General features: G+C 56.4%; 14 protein-coding genes. 7 read left to right on the forward strand and 7 right to left on the reverse strand.

Going from position 1 to position 15246, the window contains the following annotated elements; genetic code table 11:
- Window positions 1–11: 11 nt before the first annotated feature.
- Entirely contained in the window at window positions 12–929 is a 918-nt protein-coding gene (locus FZF21_RS14250; RefSeq protein ID WP_015572333.1) for an ABC transporter substrate-binding protein, read from the reverse strand.
- A 136-nt stretch (window positions 930–1065) separates the two neighbouring features.
- Window positions 1066–3363, reverse strand: coding sequence for a beta-glucosidase BglX (bglX, locus tag FZF21_RS14255; protein WP_149121272.1), 2298 nt, complete (start codon window positions 3361–3363; stop codon window positions 1066–1068).
- Window positions 3364–3552: 189 nt separating this feature from the next.
- On the opposite strand from bglX, the gene dld reads away from it, so the two are divergent.
- The gene (dld, locus tag FZF21_RS14260; RefSeq protein ID WP_015572331.1) at window positions 3553–5310 is read left to right on the forward strand and encodes a D-lactate dehydrogenase; all 1758 of its coding nucleotides are present in this window, start codon (window positions 3553–3555) and stop codon (window positions 5308–5310) included.
- Window positions 5311–5412: 102 nt separating this feature from the next.
- Complete coding sequence (locus FZF21_RS14265) at window positions 5413–5967, forward strand: GNAT family N-acetyltransferase (protein WP_015572330.1); 555 nt, start codon at window positions 5413–5415, stop codon at window positions 5965–5967.
- Window positions 5968–6072: 105 nt separating this feature from the next.
- Here the strand turns inward: FZF21_RS14265 and pbpG are convergent, their stop codons facing one another.
- Together pbpG and FZF21_RS14275 are read right to left on the reverse strand one after the other, a co-directional pair.
- Complete coding sequence (gene pbpG / locus FZF21_RS14270) at window positions 6073–6996, reverse strand: D-alanyl-D-alanine endopeptidase (RefSeq protein WP_015572329.1); 924 nt, start codon at window positions 6994–6996, stop codon at window positions 6073–6075.
- Window positions 6997–7163: 167 nt separating this feature from the next.
- A complete protein-coding gene (locus FZF21_RS14275) occupies window positions 7164–7751 on the reverse strand; it encodes a Yip1 family protein (protein ID WP_003859296.1) in 588 nt (195 codons plus the stop codon).
- A 157-nt stretch (window positions 7752–7908) separates the two neighbouring features.
- On the opposite strand from FZF21_RS14275, the gene FZF21_RS14280 reads away from it, so the two are divergent.
- Window positions 7909–8481, forward strand: a complete 573-nt coding sequence (locus tag FZF21_RS14280; RefSeq protein ID WP_032671766.1) for a DedA family protein — start codon at window positions 7909–7911, stop codon at window positions 8479–8481.
- A 94-nt stretch (window positions 8482–8575) separates the two neighbouring features.
- On the opposite strand, the gene FZF21_RS14285 is transcribed toward FZF21_RS14280, so the two are convergent.
- The 3 genes from FZF21_RS14285 to dusC form a co-directional block, all read right to left on the reverse strand.
- Complete coding sequence (locus FZF21_RS14285) at window positions 8576–9340, reverse strand: SDR family oxidoreductase (RefSeq protein ID WP_149121271.1); 765 nt, start codon at window positions 9338–9340, stop codon at window positions 8576–8578.
- A gap of 50 nt (window positions 9341–9390) precedes the next feature.
- Complete coding sequence (gene mdtQ, locus FZF21_RS14290; protein ID WP_149121270.1) at window positions 9391–10809, reverse strand: multidrug resistance outer membrane protein MdtQ; 1419 nt, start codon at window positions 10807–10809, stop codon at window positions 9391–9393.
- Window positions 10810–11140: 331 nt separating this feature from the next.
- Window positions 11141–12076, reverse strand: a complete 936-nt coding sequence (gene dusC / locus FZF21_RS14295) for a tRNA dihydrouridine(16) synthase DusC (protein ID WP_015572323.1) — start codon at window positions 12074–12076, stop codon at window positions 11141–11143.
- 168 nt (window positions 12077–12244) lie between these two features.
- On the opposite strand from dusC, the gene FZF21_RS14300 reads away from it, so the two are divergent.
- The 4 genes from FZF21_RS14300 (at window position 12245) to sanA (ending at window position 15183) form a co-directional block, all read left to right on the forward strand.
- Entirely contained in the window at window positions 12245–12640 is a 396-nt protein-coding gene (locus FZF21_RS14300; protein ID WP_003859308.1) for a CidA/LrgA family protein, read from the forward strand.
- The gene (locus FZF21_RS14305) at window positions 12637–13332 is read left to right on the forward strand and encodes a CidB/LrgB family autolysis modulator (protein WP_015572322.1); all 696 of its coding nucleotides are present in this window, start codon (window positions 12637–12639) and stop codon (window positions 13330–13332) included. The genes FZF21_RS14300 and FZF21_RS14305 overlap by 4 nt, the downstream gene beginning before the upstream one ends.
- Before the next feature lie 128 nt (window positions 13333–13460).
- Window positions 13461–14345 (forward strand): cytidine deaminase, encoded by an 885-nt coding sequence (gene cdd, locus FZF21_RS14310; RefSeq protein ID WP_032103253.1) that lies wholly within the window; start codon window positions 13461–13463, stop codon window positions 14343–14345.
- A gap of 127 nt (window positions 14346–14472) precedes the next feature.
- On the forward strand, window positions 14473–15183 hold the full coding sequence (gene sanA / locus FZF21_RS14315; protein ID WP_017383381.1) for an outer membrane permeability protein SanA: 711 nt from the start codon (window positions 14473–14475) through the stop codon (window positions 15181–15183).
- The last annotated feature ends 63 nt before the right edge of the window (window positions 15184–15246 follow it).

The following is a 15246-nucleotide window of genomic DNA, read 5'->3' on the forward strand; positions in this document are numbered from 1 at the left end:
GCCTTGTCCCGTTACTTCACAAGCCCTTGTTGTTTCAGGAAGTCGGCAGCCACCTTTTTGGCATCCAGCCCCTCAACGGCAATGCTGGCATTCAGCTGTTGCAGCGTTTTCGCATCCAGTTTTTCAAACACCGGTTTGAGCCATTCCGCAATATCCGGATAGGCTTTCAGCACCGCCTCGCGCACGACCGGGGTTGGGGCGTAAATTGGCTGAACGCCTTTCGGGTCGGTCAGGGTTTGCAGACCAAGCGCCGCGACCGGGCCGTCGGTGCCGTAGGCCATCGCCGCGTTGACGCCGGAGGTTTGCTGCGCCGCCGCCTTAATGGTCACCGCCGTGTCGCCGCCCGCCAGCGAGAGCAGCTGAGACTGATCGAGCTTGAAATCATAGGCTTTTTCAAACGCTGGCAGGGCATCAGCGCGCTCGATAAACTCTGCCGAGGCCGCGAGCTTAAACTCGCCCTTCTCTTTCAGGTAGCGGCTGAGATCGTCAAGCGAGGTGAGCTTGCCTTTCTCGGCAATATCTTTACGCACCGCGATGGTCCAGGTGTTGTTGGCCGGTGCCGGCGTAAGCCAGACCAGCTTATTTTTTTCCGCGTCCAGCTTTTTGACTTTTTCGTACCCGGCTTTGGCATTTTTCCAGGCCGGATCGTTTTCATCCTTGAAGAAGAATGCCCCGTTGCCGGTGTATTCCGGGTAGATATCCAGCTCGCCGGACGTGATGGCACCACGTACGACAGGTGTGGTGCCAAGCTGTACTTTATTGACCGTTTTCACGCCGTGGCTTTCGAGTACCTGCAAAATGATATTGCCGAGCAACGCGCCCTCGGTATCAATTTTGGAACCCACCTTAACCGGCTCTGCGGCCTGTAGCGGCAGGCTTAGCGCCGCCAGAAGCACCGCCGATCCTGTTATCCCCTTAATAATCGTCATTCTGCTTTCCTCAATATTTTGTGGCCTTTTTCATAGGCTTGAGACAAAAGCGTAGCTTAAAACAGCGAATTTAACCGTTTTTCGTACAAGATGAGAGGCATCCCCCGCCAGGCGGGGGATGGGGAGGAAGGTAAGATTATTGCAGCTCGAATTCGGCTTTGTTCACGCGGGCGGAATCCACGCCAATGAAGACGTTGAATTTGCCAGGCTCGGCATCGTATTTCATCTGCTGGTTCCAGAACTTTAGCGCATTCACGTCAATCGGGAAGCTGACCGTTCTGGTTTCGCCCGGTTTCAGGTTGACCTTCTCGAAGCCGCGCAGCTGTTTCACCGGACGGCTCATGGAGGCCGTGACATCCTGAATGTACATCTGGATCACCGTCGCGCCTTCGCGTTTGCCGCTGTTGGTCACCTCCACGCTGGCGGTCACTTTGCCGTCATGCTTCATCGTAGGCGCTGACATTTTCACGTCAGAGACCTTAAAGGTGGTGTAGCTCAGGCCATAGCCAAACGGATACAGCGGGCCGTTCGCCTCATCGAAATAACGAGACGTGTACTTGTTCGGCTTGTCGGCGTTATACGGACGACCGGTGTTCAGGTGGCTGTAGTAAACCGGGATCTGCCCGACGGAGCGCGGGAAGGACATCGGCAGCTTGCCGGACGGGTTGTAATCGCCAAACAGCACGTCGGCAATGGCGTTACCGCCTTCGGTACCGGCGAACCAGGTTTCCAGAATGGCGTCAGCTTGCTGGTCTTCTTTCACCAGCGCCAGCGGACGCCCGTTCATCAGCACCAGCACCAGCGGCTTGCCGGTGGCTTTCAGGGCCGCGATCAGATCACGCTGGCTTTGCGGGATAGTGATGTCGGTACGACTGGAGGCTTCGTGCGCCATCCCCTGCGCTTCACCCACCACCGCGACCACCACGTCGGACTGCTTCGCGGCGTTCACCGCTTCGTCGATCATCTCTTTCGGCGTGCGCGGATCCACCTTCACCGCTTCCTCGTACTGGTTGAGGAAGGTGACGATGTCTTTATCGTCGGTGACGTTTGCGCCTTTGGCGTAAACCACTTTTGCATTATCACCCACGGCGCTCTTAATGCCGGTCAGCACGGTAACGGACTGATCCGCCACGCCTGCGGCGGACCAGCTGCCCATGACGTCACGCTTGCTGTCGGCCAGCGGACCGACCACGGCAATGGTGCCGGATTTTTTCAGCGGCAGCGTGTCGAGACGGTTTTTCAGCAGCACCAGGCTTTCGCGCGCTACTTCCCGGGCTTCTTTACGGTGCAGACGGCTTTCGGCGTTGGTGTCCGCCGGGTCTGAATCCTTCGGCCCCAGATGGCTGTAAGGATCGTTAAACAGCCCCATGTCATATTTCACGTTCAGCACGTGGCGAGCGGCGTCGTCCAGCTCTGCCATCGTCACTTTGCCGCTCTTCACCAGCCCCGGCAGGTATTTGCTGTAGTACTCGTCGCTCATGCTCATGTTGATGCCGGACTTGAGCGCCACGCGTACCGCGTCTTCCGGATCGGACGCCGTGCCGTGTTTAATCAGCTCTTTAATCGCGCCGTGGTCAGAGACGGTAATGCCCTTAAAGCCCCACTGGTCGCGCAACACGTCTTTCAGCAGCCACGAATCGGAGGTGGCAGGCGTGCCGTTGAGAGAGTTCAGCGCTACCATCACCGCCCCGCTGCCCGCGTCCAGCCCTGCCTTGTATGGCGGCATGTAGTCGTTGAACAGGCGCTGTGGGCTCATGTCGACGGTGTTGTACTCTTTACCGCCCTCCACCGCGCCATAGGCGGCGAAGTGCTTGACGCTGGTCATCACCGAGTAACGATCTGCCGGGCTTTTGCCCTGCATCGCTTCCACCATGGTTTTGCCCATCGTGGCGGTTAAATACGTGTCTTCACCGAAGCCCTCCGAAGCGCGGCCCCAGCGCGGATCGCGGGAGACGTCAACCATCGGCGCCCAGGTCATATTCAGGCCGTCGTCTGCGGCTTCATATGCCGAAACGCGCCCGACGGTTTTCACCGCATCAAGATTAAAAGAGGAGGCTAAGCCGAGGCTAATCGGGAAGACGGTACGCTGGCCGTGCACCACGTCATAAGCGAAGAACAGTGGAATTTTCAGGCGGCTCAGCTCCATCACCTGATCCTGCATCTTGCGGATATCCTGGCGGGTAACGGTGTTAAAAATGGCCCCTACCTGCCCGTCTTTGATCATCTCGCGAATGGCTTCCTTCGGGTTATCCGGACCGACGCTGATCAGGCGTAGCTGGCCGATTTTCTCATCGACCGTCATCTTTTTGAGTAAATCCGTGACAAAGGCGTCGCGGGCTTCGGGCGTGAGCGGGTGATTACCAAACAAATCCTCTGCCAGCGCAGGTTGCAGCGCCAGGCTGACGGCAACACCTACAGAACATAGCCATTTCATGTTGTTATTCTCTCTCATCAATAACCGCGGGAAGCACCCGGCCAGACCGTGCGAAAAGCGCAGTGTGCCACAAAGCCTGAAAACCTTGCAGGGTTATTCTCTGATTTTTCTCATGAATACCCGACCGCTCAACGGCTAATCGCGCTATGCTTTACAGCGAGAAATTTGCCCCACCACAAGGAGTGGAAGATGTCTTCTGTTCGAACTGACGATAACACTACATTTATTAACGAACTGTCGCGCCTGGTTGGTCACTCTCACCTGCTTACCGACCCGGCCAAAACCGCCCGCTACCGTAAGGGCTTTCGCTCCGGCCAGGGCGACGCGCTGGCGGTGGTCTTCCCCGGTACGTTGCTCGAACTGTGGCGCGTGCTCAGCGCCTGCGTTGCGGCAGACAAGATTATTTTAATGCAGGCTGCGAATACCGGCCTGACCGAAGGCTCCACGCCGAACGGCAACGATTACGATCGTGACATCGTGATTATCAGCACCCTGCGCCTCGACAAACTGCACCTGCTGGACAAGGGCGAACAGGTGCTCGCCTTCCCCGGCACCACGCTTTACTCGCTGGAAAAAGCGCTTAAGCCGCTGGGACGCGAACCGCACTCGGTGATCGGCTCATCGTGCATTGGCGCCTCGGTGATCGGCGGGATCTGCAATAACTCCGGCGGCTCGCTGGTGCAGCGCGGCCCGGCTTACACGGAAATGTCGCTGTTCGCCCGTATCGATGAAAACGGCAAGCTGACGCTGGTTAACCATCTGGGGATCGATCTGGGCGTAACGCCAGAGCAGATCCTCAGCAAACTCGACGATGACCGCGTAAAGGACGAAGACGTTCAGCACGATGGCCGTCACGCGCATGACCACGATTACATCACCCGCGTGCGCGATATCAATGCCGATACGCCGGCGCGCTATAATGCCGATCCGGATCGCCTGTTTGAATCCTCCGGCTGCGCGGGCAAGCTGGCCGTTTTTGCGGTGCGCCTCGATACCTTCCCGGCAGAGAAAAAGCAGCAGGTGTTTTACATCGGCACCAATCAGCCGGAGGTGCTGACGGAGATCCGTCGTCATATTCTGGCCGAGTTCACTCACCTGCCGGTGGCGGGCGAGTATATGCACCGGGACATTTACGACATCGCCGAGCGCTACGGCAAAGATACCTTCCTGATGATCGACAAGCTCGGCACCGACAAAATGCCGTTCTTCTTCACTATGAAGGGCCGCACCGACGCGATGCTGGAGAAAGTATCGTTGTTCAAACCGCACTTCACCGACCGCTTTATGCAGAAGCTGGGTAACGTCTTCCCGGCGCATTTACCGGAGCGGATGAAGACCTGGCGCGACAAGTATGAGCACCATCTGCTGCTGAAAATGGCCGGGGACGGAATTGCCGAAGCGCAGAGCTGGCTCACCGAATTCTTCAAAACCGCCGACGGGGATTTCTTTGCCTGTACGCCGGAAGAAGGCAGCAAAGCCTTCCTGCACCGCTTCGCCGCGGCGGGTGCTGCCATCCGTTATCAGGCGGTGCATTCCGAAGAGGTGGAGGATATTCTGGCGCTGGATATCGCCCTGCGTCGCAACGATACCGAGTGGTTTGAACATCTGCCGCCGGAGATCGACAGCAAGCTGGTGCATAAGCTCTATTACGGCCACTTTATGTGCTATGTCTTCCATCAGGATTACATCGTCAAAAAAGGGGTTGATGCACACGCGCTGAAAGAACAGATGCTGGCGCTGCTGCACGAGCGTGGCGCGCAATATCCTGCCGAGCACAACGTAGGACACCTGTACAAAGCGCCGGAGACGCTTAAACAGTTTTATCGCAAAAATGACCCTACAAACAGTATGAACCCGGGCATTGGTAAGACAACGCGGAAGAAATACTGGAAAGAGAGTGCCGAAACAGAGGAACACAATACGCAAGCCTCTGATGAACTCTTATAGCCAAATTTAAGAGATTGTTAAGCCCTCCTCAAACGTACTAGAGTATCTGCCTGTTGCCAGAGAAACGTTTCTCTGGCTTTCCAAACAAGGAGCGGGCAGAACATGTCGGCTGTAGAAATTTTCCCCGAAACTGAAATCGAGGTGCGCGACGCCCTTCCTGACGATGCGCATGCCATCTCGGCGATATACGCCTGGCATGTGCTTCATGGCCGTGCGTCCTTCGAGGAAATTCCTCCCACCGTCGATGAGATGCGTCAGCGGATGAAGAGCGTGACCGACAGCGGTTTACCGTGGCTGGTTGCGCTGTATCGCGGCATTGTTGTCGGCTACTGCTACGCCACGTTTTATCGTCCACGCCAGGCCTACCGGTACACCCTTGAGGAATCCATCTATGTGGATGCCAGCACTACCGGGCGCGGGTTTGGCTCGGCCTTACTCCAGGCACTGATCGCCCGTTGTGAACAAGGACCCTGGCGGCAGATGATTGCCGTGGTTGGTGACGGAAACAATAATGCGGGATCGTTACGGCTGCATAAAAAACATGGCTTCGAGGTTGTCGGTCAACTGCGCAGCGTGGGGTATAAGAAGGGCGACTGGCGGGATACGTTGATCATGCAGCGTCCACTCAACGATGGTGACTGGACGCTGCCGGAGTAGGCGCTTTCGCCCGGTGGCGCTTCGCTTACCGGGCCTACGTATCGGGGCCGCTTTAGGGCCGTAGGCCGGGTAAGGCGAAGCCGCCACCCGGCACAGACAGGCGGCTCAGTCGTTCTGCGCCGTCGCCATCTGTTCCGCTTTCTGCTTTTTATACGCCAGCGCTGAAGCCGGCACCGGCTGCACTTTCCCGGTTTCAATCCAGGTGCGCAGGCGGCTGGCGTCCGCAAAGTGGGTATATTTGCCGAAGGCATCCATCACCACCAGCGCCACTGGCTTACCGTTAAACACGGTGCGCATCACCAGGCAGTGCCCTGCCGCATTAGTGAATCCGGTCTTGGTTAACTGAATATTCCAGTTATCGCGATACACCAGATGGTTAGTGTTGCGGAACGGCAGCGTATACGCCGGGTTCGAGAATGTCGCCATCTCCTCACGCGTGGTACTGAGCTGACCGATCAGCGGGTATTGCTTACTGGCGATCAGCAGCTTGGTTAAATCACGCGCCGTCGAGACGTTATGAATCGACAGACCGGTTGGCTCTACGAAATGGGTATTTTTCATCCCCAGCGCTTTGGCTTTGGCGTTCATCGCGCGGATAAACGCGTCGTAACCACCAGGATAATGGTGGGCAAGGCTTGCCGCCGCGCGGTTCTCAGAGGACATCAGCGCCAGCAGCAGCATATTTTTACGGCTGATTTCACTGTTCAGACGCACGCGAGAGTAGATCCCTTTCATCTCTGGCGTGTGGCTGATATCCACCTTCAGCTTTTCGTCCAGCGGCAGTCGTGCATCAAGCACCACCATCGCGGTCATGACTTTGGTTATGGAAGCGATCGGGCGCACCAGATCCGGATGACTGGCGTAGATCACCTTGTTGGTATTCAGGTCAACGATCATCGCGCTGCCGGACGCAATCTGGGGTTGCGCAGCAGCGGTGGCGACTGCGGTCGTTTTGGCGATGGCTGGCGCGGTAGCGGAGACGCCCAGCAGCAGCGCAAGACTAAGGAGTGACACTCGAAATTTCAGCATGATGAGACTTCTGATAATGATTCACGCACGTTATGACGTACACCGCCTGTGTCAACGGATAAACACAGGCTGGCTTCGGCATCATAGCGATCACCGTGCGTTGTCGCCAGCGGAGAATCATAACCAGATGCTGCATTGCTGGCATTTACGCCAGCAATGCAGGGAACTTAAAAGAGACGGTATCCATAACCCCAAAGAATAACTGTCAGGGCCAGTAGCGCCTCAAGGACCAGTACGCCGATGGCAAGCGTAGAGCTGGAGAAGCTCAGGCCCTCTTCTTTATTGATATTGAGGAAGGTTGGCACCCCTACATACAGCAGATAACCGGTGTAAAAGAGGGCAACCGTACCGATCAGCGCGCACAGCCAGACCAGTGGATAGAGCGCGACAATACCGCTCAAAAACAGCGGGGTCGCGACGTATCCGGCGAAGACCATACAGTGTGCCAGCGACGGGCGCTGCGGATAGTTGCGCGCCATCCAGTGGATGACCCGCCCCATCACCGCCACCCCGGCCAGCATCAGGCCATAAAACAGAATGGCCAGGTACAGTCCGGTAAACCAGGAAAGCTGAACCACGGTGCCGTCACCAAAGTTCCAGCCTATCTGCGTAGTACCAATAAACGCGCAGACCACCGGCACCGCTGCCATCAGCAGGACATGGTGGGTATAGTGATGCGCGACCGTTTCGTTCTCGTTACGGATCACCTGCATTTCACGATCGGGATGGGAGAAAAGTCCCCAGACATGGTTCATAACGCCCCCTTGTTGTCGGCCCATCAGCGATAGCTTAAGTATAATGCAGGCTTTAGATTATTTTATGTACAGTGGGAAATTTCCGTTGATTGCCGCGCGGTTGATGGATGGGGTATATGATTAACGCAGGCACAGTAAGGGAGATGACGTTTACGTAATGGATATCAACGGTCTTATTGAACAATATGGATACGCCGCGCTGGTGATCGGCAGCGTCGCGGAAGGCGAAACCATCACGCTGCTGGGCGGGGTGGCCGCACATCAGGGATTGCTGAAATTCTCGCTGGTGGTCGCCGCCGTCGCGTTGGGCGGTATGATTGGCGATCAGCTGCTCTACTTTCTGGGGCTGCGCTTTGGCCCAACGCTTTTGCAACGTTTTGCTAAGCATCAAAAGAAAATTCGCCGTGCTCAGCGGCTTATCCAGCGACGTCCCTGGCTGTTTGTGATTGGTACCCGCTTTATGTACGGCTTTCGCATCATCGGGCCAATACTGATTGGCGCGAGCCGCTTACCGCCGAAAATCTTCCTGCCGCTGAACATTCTCGGGGCGATTGCCTGGGCGCTGATTTTCACCACGCTTGGCTACGTGGGTGGCGAAGTAATAGGTCCGTGGCTGCATAATCTCGATCAGCATCTTAAACACTGGGCCTGGTTGATCCTGGTTGTTGCGGTGGTGATTGTGGTACGGCTGTGGCTGCGGCACAGAGAGAAGAGGCGGGATCAGGAGTGAGTGCGGCCTGATGCCCTCACCCCGGCCCTCTCCCACAGGGAGAGGGGGTTTTTAGTTCCCTCTCCCACAGGGAGAGGGTTAGGGTGAGGGGAACCTATCCCTCCGGCTTAAACTGCGGATTCGCCAGCATAAAACCGCCGTCGACGATAAACGACTGCCCGGTGGTGTAGCTGGCGTCGCTGTCACACAGCCACGCCACCAGGCTGGCAATTTCTTTGGTATGCCCTGGCCGTGCCAGCGGGATTTCCGGCATTGCGCCTTCTTTCACTTCGCTGTCGTCCATATCATTCATCGGCGTGGCGATCGCTCCGGGCGCAACGGCGTTCACCAGAATCTTATGTTTAACCAACTCCAGCGCCATCGACTTTGTTAACCCGCCCAGCGCATGTTTGGCCGCCGTATAGGCGCTGGCGTCCGGCAATGGCGTATGTTCATGCACCGAGGTGATATTCACGATCCGCCCCCCTTCCCCCTGCTTCACCATCTGACGCGCCGCGATTTGCGAGCAGTGAAACGCGCCGTCCACGTCAACGGTGAATATGTGCCGCCAGTCGTCAAACGACAGGTCCAGAAATGGCGCTTTATTCATCGCCCCGGCATTGTTAACCAGCACATCCAGCCGCCCGAAACGCGTAATCAGGGTTTCAATGGCCTTTGCGCCTTCCGGCAAATTGCTTAAGTCGAGATGAATGGCCTCGGCACGCTGCCCGCGCGCTTCAATTTCACGGCAGGTTGCCAGCGCCCCTTTCTCATCTGAATGCCAGGTTACTCCGACATCAAACCCGCGTTCGGCCAGCATCAGGGCCGTCGTTTTGCCAATTCCTGAATCCGATGCGGTAACAATTGCGACTCGCGTCATACTCACCTCCTGATAATCTGCAAAGAGGTAAGTATAGATAATACGCAATGTTAGCCGTGATGATATCCGCCACCCAGCGCGGAGGTGAGCTGGAGCGTGGCATCCACGTACTGACCTTTCAGCATGAACCCGGTAATACGCTCTTTGAGCGCCGGAATTTTTGCTTCACTCACTCGGGAGCCGGCAATGATCCCGGCGCTGAAACGCGCCTGTGCCAGCGCAACGACGCGCGCCGCATCTTTTTCGATCTGCTGCTGGTGCTGATTTTTGGCGGTCAGCGTTTCCACTTCGCTGGCCGTCCGGGCAACCTGGTTTACGGCATCTACCACGGTCTTGTTGTAGTTCGCCACGGAGAGGTTGTTTTGCGCCTGGGCGATATCCAGGTTCGCATTCAACCGACCGCTGTCAAAAATTGGCAGCGTCAGCCCGGCGGTTACGCCCATTTGCTGCGCAGATGAGCGGAACAGGTCACTCAGGTGCAATGCATCCTGCTGCAAGAATGCCATCAAATTGATGTCAGGGTAGAACGCGGCTCTGGCGGCATCCACTTCGCTCATGGATGCTTCGATATACCAGTGCGCCTCCTGCAAATCCGGGCGCCGAGCCAGCAGTTCATAACCGAGCGTTGACGGCAGCGACGCCTCTGCATCAGGTAAGGCATGCCGGGCGAGCGTGACTGAAGGGGTATGGGTCAACGCATTCAGACGCGCCTCAATGACCTTCATTTTGCCGTGCACGTCAGCGAGCTGCTCATCGGTTTTGCTGGCATTAATATCCGTTTCAACGCCTTCCACCGAGGAGGTAATGCCGTGCTGATAAAGCTCACGATCGGCACCGATGATATTTTCCTGCTCCCGTTTGATTTGCGCGAGTACGTCACCCACCGCGGCCTCGGTCTGCCAGTCCCAGTACAGCCGCGCGACGCTGCTGGCGAGCAGCTGGCGGGTCTGCTCCAGCTCCGCTTTTTGCGCATTCACCTGACCGATGCGGGCCTCAATTTGGGCGCGGTTTTTACCCCATAAATCCAAATCCCAACCCGCCGTCAGACCAAAGGTGCCGTTGGTGTACCAGGGGCCGGTTGTCCCCGCCGCCGGATCGGTCAGCGCAAATGGACCCATCAGCCCCTCTGCCGACATTTTTTGCCGTTCAACATCTGCGGAAAAATCCAGCTGTGGACCCTCAGCAGCGACAGCGGCTTTCGCCTGTGCTTCCGCCAGGGTAATACGCTGACGGGCAATTTGCATATCCGGCGCATCCGCCAGCGCTTTGTCGATCAGCGCGTTGAGCTGGGGGTCGTTAAAGTCTTTCCACCATTCGCTTTTTGGCCAGTCGGCATGACGCAGTTGGGTATTTACAGCTGCGGCGGCGGCTTGCGTTTTTACTGGAGACACCGTGGCATGTTCCGGCGCGCAGGCGGCCAGCATAAAAACAAGAGGAGCACTCAGAGATAAAGTAAGAGAACGTTTCATTACGCCATGAACTCAAAAAAATAAAGGCGCAACTTACGCTTACTGACGTTCCGTTTTTTAGTAACGCGTGGCAATCCGCATATTGTTATACATTTTCATATCCGGAAATTTATTCCCCAAGACAATGATTTAATTTCATGTATTCATGCTAATTATGAATTGACTGCTACACTTACTTCGACAGACATACGCAGGAGAGGCGAATGAAAATATTATTGTGGGTTATTTTGATTATATTTCTGATAGGGCTGCTGGTGGTAACAGGCGTATTCAAGATGATTTTCTGATTCTGTTGCCCGGCTCCGTGCCGGGCAAACTCTTCACACTTCGCTCAGGACTTCGACTGGATCACCCGGGCAATATCCGCAGACGTCTGTAGGGTACGGATCTCCTGAAATAATCCCAGCGCGTCGTCGTACTCTTTACGCAAATAACTCAGCCACTGCTTAATGCGCGCGACGTGATACAAGCCGGTATCGCCCTGCTTTTCCAGCCGCGTGTATTTTTGCAGTAGTTTCACCACATCCGCCCACGGCATCCGCGGCTCATTATATTTCACCACCCGGCTGAGGTTCGGCACGTTCAGCGCACCGCGGCCAATCATCACGGCATTACAGCCGGTCTCTTTGAGGCAGGCCTGCGCGCTCTCATAATCCCAGATTTCGCCGTTGGCAATCACCGGGATCGTAAGCCGTTTGCGGATCTCGCCAATCGCCTGCCAGTTAATGCGCTCGGCTTTATAACCATCCTCTTTGGTTCGCCCGTGCACCACCAGCTCGGTGGCGCCCGCCTGCTGCACCGCGTCAGCAATTTCGAACTGCTTGTCGTCGCTGTCCCATCCCAGACGCACTTTGACCGTCACCGGCAGGTGCGATGGCACCGCCTCACGCATGGCCTTTGCGCCGCGATAAATCAGCTCCGGATCTTTAAGTAGCGTCGCCCCCCCGCCGCTGCCGTTGACCAGCTTTGACGGACAGCCGCAGTTAAGATCGACGCCGTACGAACCAAGCGCTACCGCGCGGGCGGCGTTTTCAGCCAGCCACTCGGGATACTGGCCGAGCAGCTGGACACGCACCAGCGTACCGGACGGGGTACGGCTCTGACGATGCAGTTCCGGGCAGAGACGATAAAATGATTTTTCTGGCAGCAACATATCGACCACGCGCAGGAACTCCGTCACGCAGAGATCGTAATCGTTCACCTCGGTAAGCAGCTCGCGCACGAGAGAGTCGAGCACACCTTCCATCGGGGCCAGTAAAACACGCATTCTGAGTACCTGTGAAAAAAGACGCGCTATAGTAGCTGCTCTCTATGTATGTTGAAAGCCCGGCGTTCCATTGCGGAATGTCTGGTATGCCCAAAATTCATGATGTGATCCGTGGCACATTTTCAGGTTTAATTGTATGATGAATACGTCTCAGCAAGGACTTTCACCATGAGCAAATCACTGAATACTATCTGGCAATACCTTCGCGCCTTCGTCCTCATTTATGCCTGCCTATACGCCGGCATTTTTATCGCTTCGCTGCTGCCGATTACGATACCCGGCAGCATTATCGGCATGCTGATCCTGTTTGTGCTGCTGGCATTACAGGTGCTGCCCGCGAAATGGGTTAATCCGGGGTGCTTCGTTCTCATTCGCTATATGGCCCTGCTTTTTGTGCCTATCGGCGTTGGGGTGATGCAGTATTACGATGTGCTTAAAGCGCAGTTCGGCCCGATTGTGGTCTCCTGCGCCATCAGTACGCTGGTGGTATTCCTGGTCGTCAGCTGGAGTTCACACATTGTGCATGGCGAACGCAAGGTCGTCGGGGAGAAAACAAAAAAATGATGGCGAATATCTGGTGGTCCCTGCCGTTAACCCTGGTGGTGTTCTTTGCTGCGCGTAAGCTTGCGGTGCGTTTCAAAATGCCGTTGCTCAACCCGCTGCTGGTCGCCATGGTGGTGATTATTCCTTTTCTGCTGCTCACCGGCATTCCTTATGAACGTTACTTCGCCGGGAGCAAGATCCTCAACGATTTGTTGCAGCCTGCCGTGGTGGCGCTGGCGTTTCCTTTATATGAGCAACTGCATCAGATCCGCGCGCGCTGGAAATCCATCATTACCATCTGCTTTGTGGGTAGCCTTGTTGCGATGATCACCGGTACCTCGGTGGCCTTATTGATGGGCGCGTCGCCGCAGATCGCCGCCTCTATCCTGCCTAAATCCGTCACCACGCCGATTGCCATGGCCGTGGGCGGCAGCATCGGGGGCATTCCGGCCATCAGCGCCGTGTGCGTGATTTTCGTCGGTATCCTGGGCGCGGTGTTTGGTCATACGCTGCTGAATATCATGAAAATTCGGACCAAAGCGGCACGCGGTCTGGCGATGGGTACCGCCTCGCACGCGCTGGGCACCGCACGCTGCGCGGAACTGGATTATCAGGAAGGGGCATTCAGCTCGCTGGCGCTGGTGATCTGCGGGATTATCACTTCCCTGGTCGCGCCGTTTATCTTCCCGATTATTCTGGCAGTCATGGGCTAAAATTTGCGATGCGTCGCGCAAATTTCATTTTCATTTCATAAGTTGCACACATAATGAGATTTGGATCACATATAAAGGCCGTACGGCTCCGTACACTACCGATCCATTAACCTTGATGAGGCAACGTCATGCATCCACGTTTTCAAGCTGCTTTCTCTCAGCTTGCAGAGAATTTGCAATCAGCCCTGGCTCCGGTTCTGGCGGATGCGCATTTCCCCGCCCTGCTGACGGCAGATCAGGTCACGACCCTTAAACAGGCAACGGGGCTGGACGAAGACGCGCTGGCTTTCGCCCTGCTGCCCCTGGCGGCTGCCTGCGCCCGCGCTGACCTTTCCCATTTCAACGTAGGCGCAATTGCGCGCGGCGTGAGCGGAACCTGGTACTTCGGCGGAAACATGGAGTTTCTTGGTGCGACCATGCAGCAAACCGTCCACGCGGAGCAGAGCGCCATCAGTCACGCCTGGCTGCGCGGCGAAAAAGCCCTGCGCGCCATCACCGTCAACTATACCCCTTGCGGCCACTGCCGCCAGTTTATGAATGAGCTGAACAGCGGTCTTGAACTGCGTATCAACCTGCCGGGACGCGCACCGCATACGCTGGGTGATTACCTGCCGGATGCTTTCGGCCCGAAAGATCTTGAGATCAAAACCCTGCTGATGGACGAGCAGGACCACGGTTATGCGCTCTCGGGAGATGAGCTGAGCGAAGCGGCCATTGCCGCCGCCAATAAAAGCCACACGCCCTACAGCAAATCTCCAAGCGGCGTCGCCCTTCAGTGCCGCGACGGCCGCATCTTCACCGGCAGCTATGCAGAGAACGCCGCATTTAACCCGACGCTGCCTCCGCTCCAGGGTGCCCTGAACCTGCTTAGCCTGAACGGGTATGACTACCCGGATATTCAGCGCGCAATCCTGGCTGAAAAGGCCGATGCGCCGCTGATCCAGTGGGACGCGACCGCAGCCACGCTGAAAGCGCTGGGCTGTTCAACCATCGACCGCGTGCTGCTGGCATAATCTGTTCGGCGAGCAGAGTTGCCCGCCAGTCTGACGAAAAACCCCTCAGTTGAATCGCTGTTTCTTGCGCTAACCAGGCGGGTACAGTAGCCTGAGGGAAATTTCATCATCGGTACGAGCCATCTGCATGTTAAAGCGCGTGTTTTACAGCCTGTCTGTCCTGGTCGGCATACTGCTGTTGATCGTGCTGGGTCTCGACCGCTGGATGAGCTGGAAAACAGCCCCCTACATTTTTGATGACCTACAGGATCTCCCCTACCGTCAGGTTGGTGTGGTGCTTGGCACCGCCAAGTATTACCGCACTGGCGTCATAAATCAGTATTACCGGTATCGTATTCAGGGCGCGCTGAACGCCTATAACAGCGGCAAGGTGAACTATCTGCTGCTGAGCGGCGATAACGCGCTGCAAAGCTATAACGAGCCGGTGACGATGCGCAAAGATCTGATTGCCGCAGGCGTCGACCCGGCCGATATCGTGCTCGACTACGCCGGATTCCGCACGCTTGATTCCATCGTGCGTACCCGCAAGGTGTTCGACACCAATGATTTCATCATCATTACCCAGCGTTTCCACTGCGAGCGGGCGCTGTTTATCGCCCTGCATATGGGCATTCAGGCGCAGTGTTATGCGGTGCCATCGCCAAAGGATATGCTGAGCGTGCGCGTACGTGAGTTTGGCGCTCGTTTTGGCGCGCTGGCTGACCTGTACTTATTCAAACGTGAACCGCGCTTTTTAGGCCCGCTGGTGCCGATCCCAACGATGCACGAAGTGCCGGAGAATGCACAGGGTTACCCGGCGGTAACGCCAGAGCAGTTGCTGGAAATTCAGAAGAAGTAATAACTTTTGTCGGGTGGCGGCTTCGCCTTACCCGACCTACGATCGCGATTTTGTAGGCCCGGT

This window comes from Enterobacter sp. LU1 (assembly GCF_008271405.2).
Taxonomy (GTDB): domain Bacteria; phylum Pseudomonadota; class Gammaproteobacteria; order Enterobacterales; family Enterobacteriaceae; genus Enterobacter; species Enterobacter hormaechei_C.

Excerpts from the sequence above, each read along its gene's own strand:
- bglX (WP_149121272.1), bottom strand. The coding sequence starts at position 3,363 with ATGAAATGGCTATGTTCTGTAGGTGTTGCCGTCAGCCTGGCGCTGCAA.
- FZF21_RS14285 (WP_149121271.1), bottom strand. The coding sequence starts at position 9,340 with ATGACGCGAGTCGCAATTGTTACCGCATCGGATTCAGGAATTGGCAAA.
- mdtQ (WP_149121270.1), bottom strand. The coding sequence starts at position 10,809 with ATGAAACGTTCTCTTACTTTATCTCTGAGTGCTCCTCTTGTTTTTATG.
- pbpG (WP_015572329.1), bottom strand. The coding sequence starts at position 6,996 with ATGCTGAAATTTCGAGTGTCACTCCTTAGTCTTGCGCTGCTGCTGGGC.
- FZF21_RS14250 (WP_015572333.1), bottom strand. The coding sequence starts at position 929 with ATGACGATTATTAAGGGGATAACAGGATCGGCGGTGCTTCTGGCGGCG.
- FZF21_RS14305 (WP_015572322.1), top strand. The coding sequence starts at position 12,637 with ATGATGGCGAATATCTGGTGGTCCCTGCCGTTAACCCTGGTGGTGTTC.
- dusC (WP_015572323.1), bottom strand. The coding sequence starts at position 12,076 with ATGCGTGTTTTACTGGCCCCGATGGAAGGTGTGCTCGACTCTCTCGTG.
- FZF21_RS14300 (WP_003859308.1), top strand. The coding sequence starts at position 12,245 with ATGAGCAAATCACTGAATACTATCTGGCAATACCTTCGCGCCTTCGTC.
- FZF21_RS14265 (WP_015572330.1), top strand. The coding sequence starts at position 5,413 with ATGTCGGCTGTAGAAATTTTCCCCGAAACTGAAATCGAGGTGCGCGAC.
- cdd (WP_032103253.1), top strand. The coding sequence starts at position 13,461 with ATGCATCCACGTTTTCAAGCTGCTTTCTCTCAGCTTGCAGAGAATTTG.
- FZF21_RS14280 (WP_032671766.1), top strand. The coding sequence starts at position 7,909 with ATGGATATCAACGGTCTTATTGAACAATATGGATACGCCGCGCTGGTG.
- sanA (WP_017383381.1), top strand. The coding sequence starts at position 14,473 with ATGTTAAAGCGCGTGTTTTACAGCCTGTCTGTCCTGGTCGGCATACTG.
- dld (WP_015572331.1), top strand. The coding sequence starts at position 3,553 with ATGTCTTCTGTTCGAACTGACGATAACACTACATTTATTAACGAACTG.
- FZF21_RS14275 (WP_003859296.1), bottom strand. The coding sequence starts at position 7,751 with ATGAACCATGTCTGGGGACTTTTCTCCCATCCCGATCGTGAAATGCAG.